Origin of the sequence: Pacificibacter marinus (assembly GCF_900109555.1) — a bacterium.
Taxonomy (GTDB): domain Bacteria; phylum Pseudomonadota; class Alphaproteobacteria; order Rhodobacterales; family Rhodobacteraceae; genus Celeribacter; species Celeribacter marinus_C.
Genome location: NZ_FNZV01000005.1, coordinates 18,697 through 38,715, shown reverse-complemented (window position 1 = coordinate 38,715; position 20,019 = coordinate 18,697). Strand labels below are relative to the sequence as shown.

15 protein-coding genes and 1 tRNA gene are annotated in these 20,019 nt (G+C 51.2%); 7 read left to right on the top strand and 9 right to left on the bottom strand.

All coding sequences use genetic code 11. From position 1 onward, the window contains the following. Nucleotides 1-44: 44 nt before the first annotated feature. A complete protein-coding gene (locus tag BM025_RS07870) occupies nucleotides 45-2,342 on the bottom strand; it encodes an ATP-binding protein (RefSeq protein ID WP_170842155.1) in 2,298 nt (765 codons plus the stop codon). A 611-nt stretch (nucleotides 2,343-2,953) separates the two neighbouring features. Here BM025_RS07870 and BM025_RS07865 point away from each other — a divergent pair. Next, nucleotides 2,954-5,470 (top strand): PAS domain-containing protein, encoded by a 2,517-nt coding sequence (locus BM025_RS07865; protein ID WP_170842154.1) that lies wholly within the window; start codon nucleotides 2,954-2,956, stop codon nucleotides 5,468-5,470. 401 nt (nucleotides 5,471-5,871) lie between these two features. Beyond that, nucleotides 5,872-7,002, top strand: a complete 1,131-nt coding sequence (locus tag BM025_RS07860) for a TauD/TfdA family dioxygenase (RefSeq protein WP_085849416.1) — start codon at nucleotides 5,872-5,874, stop codon at nucleotides 7,000-7,002. A gap of 232 nt (nucleotides 7,003-7,234) precedes the next feature. Here the strand turns inward: BM025_RS07860 and BM025_RS07855 are convergent, their stop codons facing one another. Both BM025_RS07855 and BM025_RS19170 read right to left on the bottom strand, forming a co-directional pair. Beyond that, nucleotides 7,235-7,489, bottom strand: coding sequence for a tape measure protein (locus BM025_RS07855; protein WP_085849417.1), 255 nt, complete (start codon nucleotides 7,487-7,489; stop codon nucleotides 7,235-7,237). A gap of 7 nt (nucleotides 7,490-7,496) precedes the next feature. Next, nucleotides 7,497-7,661 carry a hypothetical protein gene (locus BM025_RS19170; RefSeq protein ID WP_170842153.1) on the bottom strand — a complete coding sequence of 55 codons (165 nt, stop codon included), beginning with the start codon at nucleotides 7,659-7,661 and terminating at the stop codon, nucleotides 7,497-7,499. Nucleotides 7,662-7,740: 79 nt separating this feature from the next. On the opposite strand from BM025_RS19170, the gene BM025_RS07850 reads away from it, so the two are divergent. Further along, the gene (locus tag BM025_RS07850; RefSeq protein ID WP_085849418.1) at nucleotides 7,741-8,130 is read left to right on the top strand and encodes a hypothetical protein; all 390 of its coding nucleotides are present in this window, start codon (nucleotides 7,741-7,743) and stop codon (nucleotides 8,128-8,130) included. Nucleotides 8,131-8,526: 396 nt separating this feature from the next. Here BM025_RS07850 and BM025_RS07845 read toward each other — a convergent pair. Then, nucleotides 8,527-8,612 (bottom strand) — tRNA-Leu (locus BM025_RS07845). 164 nt (nucleotides 8,613-8,776) lie between these two features. Here BM025_RS07845 and BM025_RS07840 point away from each other — a divergent pair. Then, nucleotides 8,777-9,526 carry a rhomboid family intramembrane serine protease gene (locus BM025_RS07840; RefSeq protein ID WP_085849419.1) on the top strand — a complete coding sequence of 250 codons (750 nt, stop codon included), beginning with the start codon at nucleotides 8,777-8,779 and terminating at the stop codon, nucleotides 9,524-9,526. A gap of 123 nt (nucleotides 9,527-9,649) precedes the next feature. On the opposite strand, the gene BM025_RS07835 is transcribed toward BM025_RS07840, so the two are convergent. Together BM025_RS07835 and BM025_RS07830 are read right to left on the bottom strand one after the other, a co-directional pair. Continuing rightward, the gene (locus BM025_RS07835) at nucleotides 9,650-10,438 is read right to left on the bottom strand and encodes an inositol monophosphatase family protein (RefSeq protein ID WP_085849420.1); all 789 of its coding nucleotides are present in this window, start codon (nucleotides 10,436-10,438) and stop codon (nucleotides 9,650-9,652) included. Nucleotides 10,439-10,546: 108 nt separating this feature from the next. Continuing rightward, nucleotides 10,547-11,452 (bottom strand): LysR family transcriptional regulator, encoded by a 906-nt coding sequence (locus BM025_RS07830; RefSeq protein WP_085849421.1) that lies wholly within the window; start codon nucleotides 11,450-11,452, stop codon nucleotides 10,547-10,549. A gap of 96 nt (nucleotides 11,453-11,548) precedes the next feature. On the opposite strand from BM025_RS07830, the gene metF reads away from it, so the two are divergent. Continuing rightward, complete coding sequence (metF, locus tag BM025_RS07825) at nucleotides 11,549-12,391, top strand: methylenetetrahydrofolate reductase [NAD(P)H] (protein ID WP_085849422.1); 843 nt, start codon at nucleotides 11,549-11,551, stop codon at nucleotides 12,389-12,391. Nucleotides 12,392-12,453: 62 nt separating this feature from the next. Here metF and BM025_RS07820 read toward each other — a convergent pair whose 3' ends face one another. Together BM025_RS07820 and BM025_RS07815 are read right to left on the bottom strand one after the other, a co-directional pair. After that, complete coding sequence (locus tag BM025_RS07820) at nucleotides 12,454-13,497, bottom strand: DUF2235 domain-containing protein (RefSeq protein WP_085849423.1); 1,044 nt, start codon at nucleotides 13,495-13,497, stop codon at nucleotides 12,454-12,456. Nucleotides 13,498-13,609: 112 nt separating this feature from the next. Next, nucleotides 13,610-14,785: a type III PLP-dependent enzyme gene (locus tag BM025_RS07815; RefSeq protein WP_085849424.1), complete on the bottom strand. Its 1,176-nt coding sequence runs from the start codon at nucleotides 14,783-14,785 to the stop codon at nucleotides 13,610-13,612. Nucleotides 14,786-15,062: 277 nt separating this feature from the next. Here BM025_RS07815 and BM025_RS07810 point away from each other — a divergent pair, with 277 nt between their 5' ends. Then, on the top strand, nucleotides 15,063-15,494 hold the full coding sequence (locus BM025_RS07810) for an Lrp/AsnC family transcriptional regulator (protein WP_085849425.1): 432 nt from the start codon (nucleotides 15,063-15,065) through the stop codon (nucleotides 15,492-15,494). 14 nt (nucleotides 15,495-15,508) lie between these two features. Here BM025_RS07810 and BM025_RS07805 read toward each other — a convergent pair whose 3' ends face one another. Next, nucleotides 15,509-16,657 carry a serine hydrolase domain-containing protein gene (locus BM025_RS07805; protein ID WP_170842152.1) on the bottom strand — a complete coding sequence of 383 codons (1,149 nt, stop codon included), beginning with the start codon at nucleotides 16,655-16,657 and terminating at the stop codon, nucleotides 15,509-15,511. 335 nt (nucleotides 16,658-16,992) lie between these two features. Here BM025_RS07805 and BM025_RS07795 point away from each other — a divergent pair, with 335 nt between their 5' ends. Next, nucleotides 16,993-20,019, top strand: a complete 3,027-nt coding sequence (locus tag BM025_RS07795) for a valine--tRNA ligase (protein ID WP_085849428.1) — start codon at nucleotides 16,993-16,995, stop codon at nucleotides 20,017-20,019.

Here is a 20,019-nt window from a genome sequence, read left to right as displayed (position 1 = left end):
ATCTGTATCTGCGATAGAACCTATAAAACGACGCCAAAAATGGTTTAATCTATCGTGCTGAAATCGACGTAGACCGTTGTTCCTATGCCTTCTTTCGTCTTGATATCAATTTTTCCGCCATGAAGCTCAACCAACTTTTTAGCAATGCCTAACCCCAAGCCGGAGCCTTCTTTGCTGTGTTCGTTTGAGGGATCCACCTGAGTGAATTTATCGAAAATTGTAGCCAATGCGTGGTCCGGGATGCCAATGCCATCATCTATCACGGAAATCCGCGCGACTTTACCATCTTCAAGCTTGCTGAGATCGACGACGACCACCCCACCCGTTTGTGAGAACTTTGCGCCATTTGAAATAAGATTGGTCAGAACCTGCATCAAACGGTTTGCATCCCCCATCATCATAACGGGCGTGTCGACACCCCGACACTTAAGCTGCACGCCTCGGTCCATAGCATAGGCTTTATTGGCTTCGATGGATTCCTGTACGAGCTGCGCCAAGTCCACGGGGACATGATTTATTTTCATACTTCCGTTTGTGATTTTTTCGATATCCAGAATATCGTTGATCAATCGCGCCAGCCGATCACTGTTGCGCAAGGCGATGTTTACAGTTTTTTGCAAACCCTCGGACAGGGGATCGATCGCACCCGAGGCCATCAGGCTAAGGGCGCCTTTGATGGAGGTAAGTGGCGTGCGCAACTCGTGACTAACAACGGCAATAAATTCCGTTTTGGCTTTTTCGGCGATCTGGCGTTCTGTGATGTCGCGCACGATGCCAACGAACACCCGACGATCCTCAATGTAGAGTTCTGTCACGGTCAGCTCAATTGAAAAGGTCTCGCCTGATTTGCGTCTGCCGATCTCTTCACGCCCAACCCGATCGATTGTTCGGTCGCTTTTTGACGTGTAGCGTTTCAAAAAATCAGCATGAACGTCAGGGTTTTTATTTTCCATAAGCAGTATTACATTTTGACCCAGCGCTTCGTCTTCGCTATAGCCGAAAATGCGTGTGCAGGCTGGGTTGAACCCTTCGATTTCCCCCACTTCATCAATGATAATGATACCTTCGCCGATATTCGAAATAATGGACCGCAATTTGTTTTCGCTTGCGACATGACTGTCCGTCAGTTCCTGAAACGCTTTCGCCAGCTTTCCGATCTCGCCTTTGGCTGTCGTCGGAAGATTGAGCGGCGCGGCACCGTCTTTGGAATAGATGATTTTTTCTGTTAGCTCTCTGAGAGGTTCCGTGATCATGCGCGATGCGATGTAGGCCAAAAGGATCGACAGCGCGAGAAAGAGGCCCATCAAATAGATGCTGTCACGGCGAACAATGTTTGCCCGCGTTAAAAGTTTAGCGCGGGGGGATTGCACCATAACAGTGATCGCGGCGTCTGAGTTCTCTTCACTCACCCCCACCCGCACGAAATAGGAAATAAAAGCGTCTCCGATGATGGATTTCTCGATCACATTTTCTGTCTGCACCAGATCAACCGCTAATGGCGGCGGAACGCTGTAGTGGTCATGGAATTCCAAATTCGAAATTGTCCCACCCGCTTTATATTCCAAATAATCACCAGCATTGTTGATCACATAAACGCTGTTGTCCTGAATGATATCTTCAAAGGCTTGGGACAAAAGTTTTTCGTAATCCGCGTTCAGAACCAACATGCCAAAAAGTTTGTGACCTTTCGTGTACACAGGCAGGATTGCACGAATTGTGGCCACTTTCGGGATAACGATTTTTCCGTTTTCTCTATTATAAGTGACATCAGAAAATGTGATCGCATGACCCGATTTAGTCTCATCGAGATGGCTCAGCATCATATGGGCAGCGATAATTTGAAAGTAAGGTTCCTCACCTTTTTGTTGCAACCCTTGATCGGGGGCCTGAATAATCCCCATTGGCGTTCTATTGGTGCGAACCAACTCTCGTCCGTTGTCGGGCAAACCAATGAAACGTATTTGAGTGTATTGTGGGCGCACCACCATCAACGAGGTAAACAAATCCGCAAGACGGTCCTTTTGTTTCTGCGTGAGACTGCGACCTTCAGGCGAACTTTGATCTAGGTTCTGCTGGGTTGTAATAGCCTGAATCGACGGAGAACTGGACGCCAGCAAAAGATCACTTTCCATTTGGCCATAGGCATCTTTGAACCGCAGAGCCAACAAATGGGTTTCTCCGGTCAGACTCTCAACCGCAGTATCTAATGTATTCTTGACCGTCCGGTGATAGAAAAACGTGCTGATGCTGGCTGTCGAGATAAAAACTGTGACACAGACCAAGCTAATCACTTTGGCGCGTAATGACATTGAGGGCAGCGAGGGCAAGCTCCAGATATTCATTGTGATCTTTACCATTTACTAAAAAACAAAAACGCGTTCAGAACTTTTGTAGGTACCCTGCCCATTTGTTTTAGGATCACCTTTTATTATGTGCGGTATCTTTGTGTTATACTAGGATATCTCTTGGAGCGGATTATGAAGTGCTCTAAATGCTAAATATTTCATCTAAATGACGTTATAGAACTGCCTGCGATGTTCATAGCCACCTTTCACGCTAACCTTGCGGAAGGGAATATCTCATATCATACGTGGTTTTGACCCACTTTAAGTCCGATCCTTTTCGAGCGATGCTCGCTATGAAGAAGGTGGCGAATAGCAACACTAGGGACTGCAAGTGGGACACCTGCGCACAGGCCATTTAGCAGCAAACGCGGGCGTTCAACGAAATTTCACGCGCTCTCGCATTACCCATAAAAATATATAAGTTGAACGCAACCTGTTATTTTGTAACTATTAAAAGTGCTATCTTCGAATGATTTGAAGTCGGCTTTAATTACAGCGCTTTGGTGCTTCACAACCGTAGGGCCTTCATAAGTGTTAAAGCCAATTTGGTTTGGCACGATAAATAAAGAGAAGCCGTGTTCACGTTCTTATTGCAAAGCTTTACGTCGTTGTTACTGGCTGGTGTGCTCGTTTACGTGGCACTCACCAGTGTCCGACTGAAAAACCGACGCCGCTTACAACAGGTATTTTTGGGTGTGTTTTTCGGGATTTCGGTTGTAGCACTCGGAATGTCGAACATATTGGTGGCACCATTCCCGACACCTATTGATGCCAGATCTGGACCACTCATCTTTGCGGGCTACCTTGGTGGTCCAATCGGCGCTTTAATAACCGGGCTCATGGGGGCCGCTTTCAGGGCTTGGCATGGCGGGCCACTCCCGATTTTAGGTATCTTCATGAACCTTGGTATTCCTGCTGTCGGGCTTGCTGCCAGCTATCTATGCCCCTTGCAAAAATGGCCCGATGTACAAAAGTCAGCGATTGCCTATCTGGTTATCGGGTTTTCACTGATACACATCCCCCCCTACTTATTTCTTGCCAGTGTGATTGAAACCCCCAATCCATATATAACCCTCATCCCGACCGCGTTGGGCTTTATTGCCAGCGGGTCCCTATCGATACTCATCACTTGGCAGATCATTAAATTCGCAGTGCGCTCGGCAAACCATACCAATCAAACTGCGGAAGTTGCGAACAGGCTGGATCTGGCAATACGCGCGTCCGGTGTCGGCTTGTTCGTTCAAGAAGCCGGTGACCCCGGCCCCTATTATGATGCAGGAATGATGACGATGCTGGGGCTAAACCGAGAACCCGGCATCATTCCGTATTCGGACTTAGAGCCATTGTTCCACCCGGATGATTTGAAGCGCGTCCGCAAAGAGATGCAAGACGCATGGACGGCAGGACAGCTTCGCGGCAAGTCAGACGTTCGCGCAATTCGGAAAGATGGAACATATCAGTTTATCCGCACGACATGGACAGTGGAGTTAGATGACGCTGGCAACGTCAAGCGTTTGACTGGTATTAATTCTGACCTGACAGACATCCGCAACGCAGAAAATCAAGTTCGGAATACTCAAGAACGTCTCGTATCGATTGCTGAAAATTTGCCCGGCGCATTTGTTGACTGGGATGTGACGCACTGGGACAAGCCCAATCTCCTCTACATCAGTCCAAAATGCGTGGACATTTGGGGCTACACCGATAAAGAGCTTCTTGCCGACCAAAATTTGCTCGTCCAAATGCACGACCCCAAGGATCTTGGGCATTTTCTTAAAACCATCAAAAAAGCGAAAGAGACAAAATCCCCGCTGCAATACCGCTACAAGATTACGTCACGAGACGGGGGAATTCGTTGGTTGGATTTTCATGGGAACTTCGCAATTGAAGACGACAAGACACTTGTTAAAGCGATCCTTTTAGATGCGACACGCGAAGTTCAGTATCAACAACGCGTTGAAGAGGAACGGGAAATATCACGCAGGGCGCAAAAGAACGAAAGCATCGGTCAACTGACGGGGGGCGTTGCTCATGACTTTAACAATTTGCTGGCTGTGATCCTTGGTAATCTGGAACTGCTTCGCGATAATCAAGATCCCCCCGCGCAAGAAAAAATGATAGATGCAGCGATTTCGGCTACCTTACGAGGGGCAGATCTAACCAAAAATATGTTGGCATTTGCGCGTCAGGCTCCGCTCCAACCTGTGGTTCTCGATCTCAACAACGTCGTACGCGAAGCCAAAAACTGGATGGCCCGCGCGATTCCAGCAAGTGTCGAAATTGAAACGTCGCTTCTTGCTGGGCTGTGGCAAATCGAGGTGGACCGTGCATCGCTAGAAAGCGCCTTGCTCAATTTGGCTTTGAATGCCCGCGACGCAATGAATGGGCATGGAAAACTAACGATCGAGACTGCGAACATTCAGATCGACGAGACCTATATCGACGTGCGGCACGAAGAGTTGACACCAGGGCGTTATGTTATGCTAGCCGTCAGCGATAATGGCTCGGGTATCTCAAATGATGTTATTGACCAAATTTTCAATCCCTTTTTCACGACGAAGCCACCAGGTTTGGGATCAGGCCTAGGATTGTCCATGACCATCGGATTCATGAGGCAATCGTCTGGCACTATTCAAGTTTATACCGAGATTGGCGAAGGGACGACATTCAAGCTGTATTTTCCAATTTCAAAAACAAACCCGAAACAGTCCGCCACGCCGTTGATGGATGACACAAAAGCGTTTGGGGGCGGCAAAAAAATACTGATTGCGGAAGACGAAGATGCCGTACGCGCCACGCTGATCACTATTCTTGAACGTGCAGAGTATCATGTTATGGCGACGTCATCTGGTGACGCAGCTTTTGCAGCTTTCGAGGCAAATCCCTCTTTTGATTTATTGCTGACTGATATCGTCATGCCCGGGACTCTACAGGGAACGGATCTCGCCAAGGCGTTACGAGAACGGTGGCCACACCTACCAGTCCTGTTCATGTCTGGTTATGCAAGCGAGGCAACAGTCCACGGAAACGGATTAAGGCCCGAAGATATTCGACTAATGAAACCGGTCCAACGCTCGCAACTTCTCGCGGCAGTCATAAAAGCGACCACACATACCAAAAATTAACGCTCCACATGCCAAAGATGCAGATGCGCATGGATAGAAACACGTCAGGTCAATGCGACGCTGTCAGCCATATAGCCGTTTGCATGCGAATGATGACCGCTAGGTAGGAAAAACTGCGGTTAAACCTTTCTAGTCAAAGGTCCGCTTTGGTTAGTAATGCCTTTGTTTCGATAACAAACCACTTTGCCGTGTTTATCTCAAAGGGATGGCCCTGTATCAGAGCTTGCCGACACAAGGTTACCACCCTATGGGTCAGACCATGGTGACAGGTGTTTCATATGTGGAGTTGGGACAGCGGGCCATGGGGACGCCCTATGGGAAAACGCTAGAATGGTGGCCTCCGCCCCATAGCTGAGCTGTGACAACAAACATTTCTCACTATGAAACGAATTGGATACCCAATGACTGCACCGCACTTTACGGTTCAAACCGACATGCTTGTCGTGACGTGGACAGACGGCACTATAACGCATTTTCCAACCATTTGGTTGCGCGATAACTGCCCATCTGGACTGCACCCCGAAACACATGAGCGCTTACTAGACCTCTTAGCTATCGATGAAACTCCGGTGCTGATCTCAGCCGCCCTCGACGGTGATTTCGCGGTGTTGGAATACGAAGACGCACATGTCAGCCACATGCCAATTGCTCTGATGAGCGCCCATCGTCCAGGCCGTCGCACTGATGACGCAGGGGACGTTTCAGCGCAACTTTGGCGCGCAGATTTGGGTATCTTAGGCATCCCGCGCCATATATCAGCAACAATTATGACCGACGATCAGGCATTGAACACATGGATGCGAGATACCGCCACTTTTGGACTGACAATTGTTGAACACCTGCAAGACCGCATAGACGCAGGCATTGATGTGGCTGAGCGGATCGGATTTTTACGGACTACGAATTTTGGCACCACATTCGAAGTTATCAATAAGCCAGACCCAAACAACCTTGCCTACACATCTGTCGCCTTGCCGCTCCACACAGACTTACCCAATCAAGAGGTGCCTCCCGGCTACCAGTTCCTGCATTGTTTGGCCAATGAAGCAAAAGGCGGCGGGTCGCTGTTTGCTGATGGTTTTGCCATGGCAGAAGATCTTCGCGCAGAAGATCCAGAAGCGTTTCGCCTGCTCTGCGAAACCCCCATCCCTTTCCGTTTCTCCGACCATGACGCAGATATAAAAGTCCATCGGCCCGTGATCACACTGGGTGCATTCGGCCATGTGATCGAAATCCGTTATAACGCGCATTTGGCAGGGATTTTCGACATGTCAGCCAAGATCATGCCAGCCTACTACCGCGCCTATCGTGCCTATATGGCGAAGACACGGGACCCAAAATACCGCATTAACTTTAGATTGAAAGCGGGTGAAATGGTGGTTTTTGACAATCGGCGTGTCCTTCATGGACGTGACTCGTTTGATCCCTCGACAGGTTTCCGCCATCTGCACGGATGTTACGTGGATCGCGGTGAATTCTTTTCACGCCTACGTTTGCTAGAAAAAGAGATCTCAATAGCGAAAACGTCTTAACCCAACGATCAAAAGCAACCAGACCATCCTGTCAGGGATGGTCTTTGACCCGTGTGTGGAAAACCGCCGTTCATGCGCACACAGCATCCGATAGAATGGCTCAAGCGCCGCCCCCCCCCTGATAGACTGGCAGCCGCGCGAATGACCGAGGCAAACTTAAGCGCAGAGTATGTGGCGAGGCCAAGTTTGGCGATCAAGCCCACAATCGACCAGCCTACTAATGCGCCCGCAATCAAAGACGCGACCTTGAGTGCGGCATCCGCGATGGTGTCAAATCATCCGCCAACGCCGTCAAACCACCGACAAGGCGCTGCGTCGCACTCAGCCCCGCATCCGTCTGGCCGATGTATTGCGTGAACGCATTGTTGACCCTGGTCACACCGTCCGCGATGGTCGCGTTGGTTGTGGCAAAGGCTTTTTCAACTTTTGGCTGCGCGGCCAAAATGGCCTTGAACACCTTGTCCGATGTCAGCTCGCCTTCAGGCATCAGCGTATTACGTCACTTCACGAATGGATAGGGCCACAGAAATTCCAGAAAGAGGTGCTATGATCGAACGGGACATGTTGCGCCCGATCTGATCCATTTTCTTATTTGTAGAATCCCAGCGCTTCACAATTGCGCCAGCTTGCTTGCTGGTCACACCCATGGCCTTGCGCATATTGCGCTCTTAGCCTTTGATGTCAGCCGACAGCTGCACGACTAGCTTATCAAAATCTGTCGCCATTTAAGGACCCCACATGAATTTTAAAATATTTATAACGGCTTCACTGGCAGCCATTCCATTTCCGGCTCTGGCGCTGGAGGCGAACTCACACAAGCGCGCCGCCGCGATACGGACCGCCGACGCCGCCGTAACAACCTATGTTTCTGCCTTGGCACAGTGCGAAAGCACCATGAAACAGGGGTTCGGTGGCCTTTGGATCATGCATCGAGATATCGCAATTGCATCTCTCAGGGAACTTCATCAAGACAGTGACGCCGGGCTGCAGCAGTATAACGGGATTTACCAAAGCGAGCTCGAGACCGGGAACAGCATCAGTGATCTCTCCAAATGCCCCGAAGTTCTAGAAAAGATGATGCAAGAGGTTGCCGTTGCAGAATCAAAACTGAGAGCCACGCATCACTGACAAGGTCGGTCATCACATCCGCTCGATGATCCCATCCCAAAGATCGTCTTCGGCGTCTTGGCCCAAGCCTTGCGCGGCCGCAAGCGACATCAAAGTGTCGACAAACCGCGACACCGGCGAAAGTAAAATTCAATTCCTTGATGAACACAAAGCGAAGTTCAAAAGGATATGCCCATGGGCCGAATAATCTGCATCAAATAAACCCCGAGCGACACCTTTTATGGAATGGTCCACAACAAACCGATTCCCAGGTACGTATCGTATGAGGGCGCACGACCTGTCTTCAAAGTCGAAGATATCAGCCTAGTGTTTTCAATTCAGAGTGGGGATTAAAGTGGGGTGGAGAAGCCCCACAAAACAAAAAGTATATAAAATCAATATGATACTTTATTTAAATGGTGCGGGCGGTGGGAGTCGAACCCACACGGGCATACGCCCAACAGATTTTAAGTCTGGTATGTCTACCATTCCATCACGCCCGCGACCTGCTACGTTCCAGTCGATATTGGTGTATTATCGAACCAGTTTGCAACGCTTTGTTGTTTAAGCGCTTCGGCCACAAGAGCCAAGAGGTTTTCGACACGAAGAAGCGCAAGTTTTCGGCTTTGGGCTTGACCTCAAACCATGCTGCGCCAAGGGTATGCTTATGTTTCCAATTCGTGACCACAACCCGTCCCTCCGCCCCGCCTATGTGACCTATGCGATCATGACGATAAACATCGCAGTGTTCATGGCGATGCTGCCCGCATTTGGCAATGAGACCACCATATCTGACATTTATGCCAGCTGGGCATTGGTGCCTGCACGGGTGTCCTCTGGCGAGGGGGCCTATACATTTTTTACATCGATGTTCATGCACGCTGGATTTATGCATTTAGCGGGCAACATGTTGTTTTTATGGATATTTGGCGACAATTTAGAAGATGAAATGGGACACGCAAAGTATCTGGGCTTCTACATTTTTTGTGGTGTGATCGCCGGACTTGCGCAGTATTTGGTCGGAACCAGCGCGCGCGTGCCTATGGTTGGGGCCTCTGGTGCGATTGCTGGCGTCATGGGGGGGTATTTACTTTTATACCCCAAGGCCAAGATCGACGTCCTTTTGATTTTCATTATATTTTTCAAAGTTATCCCTGTGCCGGCTTGGGTCATGCTGGGGCTGTGGTTCACCATACAAATTCTAGGTGGATTTTCAGGAACCGCACAAGGCGGCGTCGCCTATTTGGCGCATTTGGGGGGATTCGCAGCCGGGCTTATTATCATTTACCCCCGCTGGCTGGCCCTTGGTGGGCGACAGTATTGGGACAGAACATTTGGTCTGCCAGATAATCCTGTGGCCAGATACGAGTTTGTCAAAACATCTATCCCTGCTGTCAAACGACGTAGAAAACGCTGACCCACAAGAATAGACCCGTCTGAGTTTATTCAAAATTGAATCAAAATCGACAAGCTACAAACGCAAAATGCGCACCTATGTAAAAGGTGCGCATTAAAATCGTTGCCCAAATTGAGCTAAAGTCTAAGCTGAGCGAATAATCGTAGCAAACCGATCAAACAGCGCCTCATTGGCACAGATCACTTCGCCATCATCGACCATGTTGTTTGTTTTCACGATTGGCTCGACGAAACCGCCCGCTTCTTTGACCAAAAGCAAACCAGCCGCGATATCCCAAGGTTTCATGCGACGCTCCCAGTAGCCATCGAAACGACCGGCTGCAACAAATGCCAGATCAAGTGACGCAGCACCCCAGCGACGTACACCGGCACAAGCGGGCAAGATGCGAGCAAGATCACGCAAGGTGTCAGGCAAATCAGATTGACCACCATTTGGCAAACCTGTCGCAAACAATCCCTCATGAAGCTTGGTGCGACCAGAAACGCGAATACGCGTGTCGTTCATCCAAGCGCCCGCGCCTTTTTCAGCCCAGAACAATTCGCCTTTGGCTGGATCAAACACAACGCAAGATACGATTTCACCTTTGTGTTCAAGAGCGACGGACACTGCCCAATGCGGCAGACCGTGCAAAAAGTTGGTCACTCCGTCCAAGCCAGAAACGATCCAGCGGCGGGTCGGGTCAGCGCCTTCAACTTCTTTGCCGTCTTTGCCAAGCCAGCCATAAGTTGGACGCGCTTCGACCAGCATGTCGCGCATGATGGTCTCAGAGCTGATGATCGCTTTGGAAACAAAGTCCCCTGCCCCTTTTGAGGACACTTGGAGGTTCTCGACCTCACGAAAGTCTTTGACAAGAGAGCGACCAGCGGCGCGCGTGGCCTTGATCATGACGTTTTGGTTTGCACTGCCTAGCATGGGTATCCGGCTCCGAAGATGTTCAAGTGCTGCGTATACGCACAAGGGCCCGCGCTGCCAAGGGGCGCAAGGGTAGTTTTATAGGAAGTTTAGGGCAAAATCGGGCCATTAACCCCGTTGAAGTTTCACGGCCTCGGTTTTTGCGATGCGAATGACATGCGCCATATAGGGTTTCGATACATCATCATCACGCACTGCGGCGTACAAACGGCGCGTTTTCCCGCGTGCTGTCAGGGGCAAAACGGCATATTCATCGCTGTCACGAATGTCGCGCATCACCCAATCGGGCAACACCGCTACACCGCGATTGGACGCAACAAGCATCATAATCACATCGGTCAATTCAACTTGGCGCACGGCAGCAGGCGAAACACCTGCGGGCGTCAGCAGTTCTTTGAACACATCCAAACGGGCTCGGTCCATGGGATAGGTGAACAATGTCTGGTCCACAAAATCTTCGGCCTCAACATACTCACGTGTCGCCAAATGGTTTTTGCTGGAACACACAAACATCGGCGAATAATCAAACAGCGGAATATAAGTGACACCTGTGGGCACATCAGGATCCGATGAGATCACCAAATCGACATCTTCCTTTTCCAGCGCCGCCATCGCGCCAAAGGCCAGCCGCAGTCGGATATCCACATCCACATCAGGCCAAGCTTTGCGGAACTGATTAAGCACGGGCAACAACCAATCGAAACAGGCGTGGCATTCAATCGCGATATGAAGCCGCCCTTTGGTGCCGTCTTCAATCCCGCGAAACTCTGCTTCAATCGCTTCAATCCGTGGCAGCACATCTTCCGCCAAGCGCAGCAATTTCATGCCCGCAGCCGACAATTTTAACGGTTTTGAGCGACGCACGAACAATTCCACACCAGCCTGATCCTCAAGCCCTTTGACCTGATGCGACAGCGCAGACTGCGTGATATTCAAACGATCTGCCGCGCGGGCCAAGCCGCCCTCTTCAAAAATCGCTTTGATCGTGCGCAGGTGGCGGAATTCCAAATGCATATGTGAGCGCCATTCATAATAATGTTGAGAACTATGAATTTGTCTCACATGGCGCAACATGACACAAGATGTCCAACTCATCTAAGGACGATCAACATGACCAAAACGCCAAATATCTCATTCGAGTTCTTTCCACCAAAGAACATGGCGGCCACCTTTGGTCTGTTTGAAACGGTCAATGCGCTGCATGATCTCAAACCCGGCTTTGTGTCTGTGACCTACGGCGCAGGCGGCACAACGCGCACACTGACCCACGAAGCGGTTGAGTTGCTGCACAAGAAATTCGGGCTAAATGTGGCGGCGCACCTCACCTGTGTCGATGCGACCAAAGCCGAAACACTGGCCATTGCAGACGCATACCATGCGGCAGGCGTATCCGAAATCGTGGCCTTGCGCGGCGATCCCCCCAAAGGCGCGGGCGGCTTTACCCCCCACCCTGATGGCTTTGCCAACTCAATTGAATTGATCGAAGCCTTGTCTGAGACAGGTAAATTCAAACTGCGCGTGGGCGCCTATCCTGACCCACACCCAGAAGCCGCCGATGAAAATGCAGACGTAAAATTTCTCAAACGGAAATTTGATGCGGGTGCAGACAGTGCGATCACGCAGTTCTTTTTCGACCCTGATACATTTTTCCGTTTTCGGGACCGCGCTGAAGCTGCGGGCATCACTGGCAAAATTTTACCCGGTATCCTGCCGATCGGCAGCTGGAATGGTGTGAAAAAATTCGCACAAAGTTGCGGCACGCCCGTGCCCACCCATTTGGATGATCTTTATGCCAAAGCGGGCGCAGATGCCGAACAACTGTCGATCAATCTGGCCACTGACATGTGCGAAAAACTAATTGCTGGGGGCGTTGAAGATTTGCATTTCTACACGCTCAACAAACCGCATCTGTCCAAAGCGGTCTGCGAAAACTTGGGCGTGACTGGCGCGTAGTTGGCACGCAACGCCAAACCTTTGTTATAAAATACGGCAAGCGCGCTCATATTTGGGCGCGTTTAGCGTTTTACCGCGGGGTGAACCAACTCAGATGGATCATGACCCACAGTGCGCTTTCTTCGTAGCCAAAAGAATTTACCCCAACCTTTGCTCATCCCGATAGAGCGCCCGTGCGGGTCGGATAAAAACCGGCGTCGCCAGCCCTTGGGCAGGTCCAAGCCTGCTTGCTCGGCTTTGTCTAACATCCACACCAGCGTCGCGTTTGACAGCTTGCGTTCGGGATTGTGCCCCGACAACTGCCCACCCACATCACTGTGCGATCCGGGAAACCACATTTGTTGCAGCACTTGATCAGAGCGCGGATTGGTTTCAAACATCACTGGCGCATAGGCGCGGCGGCGCTCGTCATGGGCCAAAGCGTGATATGACCGCAGCGCACATTTCGGTGGCTGCAAGTCGTGAAATTCGTGAAAGACCTTGGAAAACCGCCACAGGATCGGAAAATGTAATCCGACGGCTGCCACGGTGTCCCACACGCCAAGCATGTCTATCACCACAGTTTTATGGCAATGTTTAGCGGCAAAGCTGCGTGCCAGTGGCGTATCTGGGTCTGATTGGTAGTGTCTGTAGGCAGCCGTGATGTTGCGCACAGTTGTGTCTTTGGCCCGCAAAAGACCAATTTTGTCGATAAATCCAGCAAGCGAACGTACAGCATAGGCCCCGCGAGAATACCCAAACAAGAAAATTTTATCCCCATCGCGATAGCGCGATGCCAACCCGCCATAAACCCGCATGATTTGTTCGTTGATGCCGCGCCCCTCGATGACACTCATAGTGTCACCAAAACCCTGCCACTGGATGCCAGCTTCATACCGCACCAACATATTGGTGCTTGTTTTGCCAATATCGGCGGCCTCGCAGCACAGTTTAAACGTCAGCCCTGCGTTGGTTTCAAACCCGTCATCCAACGACGAAAGGGTCCCATCCATGATAACAACATGGGTGATGGGCCCACGCCCAACAGGCGCGACAGACGTGGTGACCCGCTTTTTGAAATCCAGAAGATGCTTAAGACGGCTGAAAATACTTTGACGCGGGTGCACGTATCGGTTCCTTAACTACGGTGGAACGCTTGATGTGCAAACGGCCCCAATTCCCACATAAACTAGCGGTCAAAGGGGCCGTGTAAAGGCAATAGAATGTGAAGCTTAAAGCTTACGCGTAGATTGCCTGACGCGCGGCCTCAGGTTTGACCAAACGTTGGACTGTCTCAACTGTAATGTCACCAAAACCGTTGAAACGCGTGGCTGTTGCAAGCGAGTATGCACCCAAGCCGTAAAACACTACGTGATCTTCTTCTTCCATATCGGACGGAAAGCCCAATTCGGTTGGCAATTTGTCGGTGCTGTCACATGTCGGGCCAAACACAGTGCGTGCCACTGGGTCGCCTTGGCGGCGATTGCCGTATGGCCCGAACACTTGGATGCGGTCGATTACACCCACAAGATGCAGTTCAGACAAACCACCGTAGACACCATCGTTCAAGAACACATGCGCGTCATCGCGAATGGCTTTCACGCGTGTGACCAACGAATAGCTTTCCGCAACCAACGCACGACCTGGTTCACAGATCAGTGCAGGGCGCGCATCGCCAAAGGCGTCATCTGTGACGCGGTCAATCAATGCAAATGTCGCTGACAATTGTGGCACCACCTCGTTCAAACGGTGCGATGGGAACCCACCGCCAACGTTCAAACGATGAATGCGCACGCCAGTCACAGATGCAATTTCAGCCGCTGTAAAGATGTATGTTTCCCATGCTTTTGGATCAGTACACTGTGTGCCCGGATGGAAATTGAGCGACACATCAAAGCCAAGCTGATCGGCCAAAGTGACCAATTCGATTGCCTTTTCAACAGTCGCCCCAAATTTTGCACCAAAGTTGTAGGCCGCGCCCGCAACAGGCAATTTGAACCGCACAGCGATTTCCACACCATCCGCAGGCACCAATTCACCCAGCTTGACCAGCTCGGAATGGCTGTCGATAGAATATGATTTCACGCCCAGCGCCACGGCATGTTTGATCTCGGTCCGAGAGCGCACAGGATTGTTGTAATGCATCGCAGCATGAGGTGCGAGACGTGCGATTGTGTCCATCTCAACAGGAGAGGCCACATCAAAGCCGCTGATGCCCGCAGCGATCAGATTTTCAAGCACCTCTTCGTCTGGGTTTGCTTTGACCGCATAGGTCACAAGCCCAGGAAATCCTTGCAAGAATTCATGAGCACACGCCTGAAGCGTTTCAGGCGAAAAGAACATAACCGGATGCTCCGGCGAGTGTGTACGAAGGTAGTCTGCGGGGGATGCCCACAATGTTTTCGAAAGCCCCATCAGCGTATCTCCACCAACAGTTGCAGCCACTATCTTACCCGGGGTGTCCGGTTGGGAATGCGCTTGCGCGTTAATCCAAACCAGGTCTGGTACAAGCGTGTCCGCTGCCCTTTGATCCTGAAACAAGTAAGTGCTGTATGATGCGTAAATTCACCGAAAAAAAGAGTTGAAATGTACATATGACTCGTTAATTTGTATGGTATTGAAGTTAAAATGTGCAATAAGAGGCCCTAACCCACGGTCAGCACCGACCTTTCACGATATTTAGAGGCCAAATATGGACGATCTTGATCAAAAAATTCTCGCGGCGATGGCAACTGATTCATCCACATCGGTGTCCCGCTTGGCGCGCCGATTTAAAGTGGCACGTTCAACGGTACAGGCGCGTTTGGAAAAGTTGGAAACCAATGGCACCATCGCGGGCTACACCATCAAGCTTGGAGATGTCGCTTTGGCGCGGCGGATCAAAGCAACGGTTCTCATTTACTGCGAACCGCGCGCCACAATCGGTGTTGTCGGCAAGCTCAAATCGATTCCCGACATTGAAATGGTCGCGACCTCAACAGGGCGCGTCGATTTGATTGCACAAATTGCCTGCGCGACAACCGAAGAGATTGACCAAACATTAGATCAAATCACTGCCACCAATGGCGTTCAGGACATTGAAAGCCTTGTGCATCTCAGCGTGAAATTCGACAGATCAATCTAGATCTGCTGGGCGTATCATGCGACTGAGCGATCAATGGACCTGACTGTGTATTTTGGCGCACGCCCACTCACGGGACTGACCTCATCCCGCTCGATCGCCTCAAGCACACGCATCGCCAAAGCGATAGAGCTTTTGGGATATGCAAGTTGGTTGGTGGTGCCCACAACATAGACCTTGGACGCGGGTGCGAAGAACGCGAAACTGCCCCCCAACCCATAATGGCCATACACCGCCGACGCTTTGCGCCCCCATGTCCACGGCTCTGACAGACGGAACCGTACGGCAAGATACCGCGGAACATCAATCCGCATCACGCCAAGCCCGTAGTCAATCGGCGGGAAAATAGGCTTCCAATCATACAAGTCGCGCACGCGCGTGCGATCAAACATGTAGCCTTCAAAAAAGCTGCGTAAAAAGATCAGACAGTCATGCGATGTGGTCACCAATCCGCCATCCGCCTGAAAAGATGCCATCGCACGCGGCACAATGACTTCGCGGTCTCGCGACATGAAATTCGCAGGTCGTAAATCCGCTGGATCATTGTAAATATACGTTCCCGTGAGTCCAAGCGGCGTCGTGATCCTATCCTTGACCACTTGCGACAAACTTTTTTGCTCAATCGCCTCGATCACTTTGCCCAGAATATGAAAATTCACATCTGCATACAAAGCCTTAGGAGACTCGCCAGGTTTTGCGATTGCCCCATACGAACGGGTGCGTGAAATCACGTCATCAAATGTCCAAGAGGCATCGATGCCACTGGAAATTGTGTTTTGCAAATCTCTGGCCCGATTGCGGAAAATAAAGAAATCCCCCAAGCCTGAGGTTTGCGACATCAGATGTCGAATGGTGATAAGACCCGTATAATCAATCGTATCCTTAACATGAATTTCGACACAAAGTTTGCAACCAGGCAGATAGGTTTTAAACGGCGCTTCAAAGGCAACTTTGCCCTCATCCCGCAATTGCATCAAAATTGTCGTTACATAAAGCTTTGCCGCAGCTGTCGCAAAATAGGGCGTGCGGTCGGTCAAAGTCCCACCACTGAATTGAAACTGCGTCGCGTCAGATTGGCGATAGGCAGAAATGGTGATGCCGCTGTAAAGCGGGCTTTGCACCAAGCGCTTGATCACACGATCTACCCGTGTTGTCCGATCACCCATATTGTTATTCTCCAATAGTACCATCACGCTTAACCGTGAAAACTTAAAACCAAGTCAATACGAGCCTGCGACTGCCCAGCGTCAAAGATGCGGGCAAACGAACGGGCCAATAAACACACCAGCATGACCACGTCGAACAAACCTGCCCAGCCATACTTTCGACAATGCCCGCACACGCCAGCGCCAAGACCAAAACGTCTAAACGCCACGATTGCGCCAAAGCACCATCAATTTGTCCATTTAGGAGATATACATCAGCGGGTTTCACCCTTTCCCTTGTGCGCACTGCGGGGTACATATCGCACGAACAGGAATGACGTATTGGGCGGTTTAGCATGACCATGGACAAAATCTTTGACGCAAAAGCGGCAGAAAAGCGGATTTACAGCGACTGGGAAAAGGCAGGTGCCTTTAAAGCAGGCGCAAACAAATCCCGCGATGAAACCTTTACGATCATGCTGCCCCCCCCCAATGTGACGGGTGCTTTGCACGTCGGCCACGCGTTCAACCACACTTTGCAAGACATCATGGTGCGTTGGCACCGGATGCGCGGCTTTGACACCCTATGGCAGCCGGGCCAAGATCATGCTGGCATCGCCACGCAATTACAGGTCGAAAAGAAACTCATGGCCGATGAGGGCAAAAAGCGCTCTGATCTAGGCCGCGAAGAATTTTTATCGCGCGTGTGGGATTGGAAAAGCCAATACGGCTCGACCATCATCGAACAGATGAAACGCTTGGGCAATTCCTGCGATTGGTCGCGCAACGCATTCACCATGTCAGGCGCGCCAAATGCGCCCGCTGGTGAAGAAGGCAATTTCCACGACGCCGTGATCAAAGTCTTTGTCGAAATGCATTCCAAAGGTCTGATCTATCGTGGCAAGCGCCTGACAAACTGGGACCCACATTTCGAGACCGCGATCTCTGATTTGGAAGTTGAGAATATCGAAGTCGCGGGCCACATGTGGCACTTCAAATACAAGCTCGCGGGGGGCGACACTTACGAGTACGTCGAAAAAGACGAAGACGGCAACGAGACCCTGCGCGAGACCCGCGACTACATTTCTATCGCCACCACGCGCCCTGAAACCATGCTGGGCGATGGCGCTGTTGCTGTGCATCCAAGTGATGAACGCTACGCGCCAATCGTGGGCAAAATGGTGCATCTGCCGCTATGTGATCGCTTGATCCCCATCGTGACCGACGAATACCCTGACAAAGATTTCGGCTCCGGTGCTGTGAAAATCACTGGCGCGCATGATTTCAACGACTACCAAGTCGCGAAACGCTGCAAATTGCCTATGTACCGCCTAATGGATCGCCAAGGCGCAATGCGCGACGACGGCGATGCTTATGATGTTTGCGTTGAGCGGGCCCGCGAGATTGCCACGGGTGCAAAGGCTACTGAGATTGAAATCGACGAAATGAACCTCGTGCCAGAAAAGTACCGTGGCATGGATCGTTTTGAAGCGCGTGAAGCCGTGATTGAAGACATCACTGCTGCGGGCCTTGCGGTTATGACGACTGTCACCAAAACGGTAAAAGACGATGAAGGCGTCGAGACAGAAGTGTCCGAAGTCGTGCCTTACGTTGAAAACAAACCTGTGATGCAGCCTTTCGGCGATCGCTCCAAAGTCGTGATTGAGCCTATGCTGACAGACCAGTGGTTCGTTGACGCTGAGAAAATCGTCGAACCCGCGCTAGATGCTGTGCGGGATGGCAAAACCCAGATTATCCCCGACAGTGGGCGTAAAGTGTACAACCATTGGCTTGAGAATATCGAACCTTGGTGTATCTCGCGTCAATTGTGGTGGGGGCACCAAATTCCGGTTTGGTACATTCCGGGACAAGACGACTGGTATCCCATTTGTGCCCCTACAGAAGCGGAAGCCATCGAAAAGGCCAAACTTCAATCCGTTGACGGCACTGATTTCCGCATCGTCGCAGACATGCAAGCAGCCGCCGAAGTGCTGGCCGAACAGGTCAAGCTGATGGATACCAAGAACGAAGGCGAAATCCGTTCGTTCGAGGGCCCGATGGAAGTGCCCATGTTCCGTGACCCTGACGTTTTGGACACATGGTTCTCATCCGGCCTTTGGCCTATCGGCACGCTCGGCTGGCCTGAATGGAACGAGGACACCTCGAAATACTTCTCAACAGACGTGTTGGTCACTGGCCAAGACATTCTGTTCTTCTGGGTCGCGCGCATGATGATGATGCAATTGGCTGTGGTTGACGAAGTTCCATTCCACACCATCTATCTGCACCAGCTCGTGCGTGATGAGAAGGGCAAGAAGATGTCCAAAACCACGGGCAATGTCATCGATCCGTTGGAAATCATTGACGAATACGGCGCTGATGCGCTGCGGTTCACCAATGCGTCCATGGCGGCCATCGGTGGGGTTTTGAAACTGTCTGAGGACCGTATCAAAGGCTACCGCAACTTTGGTACCAAAATCTGGAACGCTGCACGCTTTGCTGAAATGAACCAAGTGTTCGAGGTTTATGACCCGTCCGTGATGCCAACGCCAAAAGCAACGGTGAACAAATGGATCATTGGCGAGGTTGCAAAAACCCGCGCCGAAGTCGATGCAGCGATTGAAGCGTATCGTTTCAATGATGCCGCAAACGCGCTCTACGGCTTTGTCTGGGGTAAATTCTGTGACTGGTACGTCGAACTCGCGAAACCATTGTTGTTCGCAGAAGACGAAGCCGTCTTGGCCGAAACCCGTCAAACCATGGGTTGGGCACTGGACCAAGCGCTGGTCATGTTGCACCCGTTCATGCCGTTCATCACCGAAGAATTGTGGGGCACAGTCCAAACAGATCGCGGACTTTTGGCCGTCACCGACTGGCCGACATATGGCACCGATCTGGTTGATCCTGCCGCCGACCGCGAAATGAACTGGGTGATCAATTTGATCGAAAGCATCCGGTCCTCACGCGCCGAAGTGCATGTGCCTGCGGGTCTGAAAATCCCGATGGTTCAGGTCGATTTGGACGAGGCGGGTAGAACAGCTTGGGCCAACAACGAAGCCCTGATCATGAAACTCGCGCGCATCGACAGCCTGTCTGTCGGTCCAATGCCCAAAGGCGCGATCACCATTCCAGTCGAGGGCGGCACCTTCGCACTGCCACTCGCAGGCGTGATCGACATTGCCGAAGAAAAAGCGCGGCTTGAGAAAACCATGCAAAAACTGGCCAAAGAACTGGGCGGCTTGCGTGGTCGGTTGAAAAACCCGAAATTCGCGTCTTCTGCCCCTGCCGATGTTGTGGCGGAAGCCCAAGCCAATCTGGCCGCACGCGAAGAGGAAGAGGGCAAACTCAAAGCTGCGCTCAACCGTTTGGCTGAAATCGGCTAA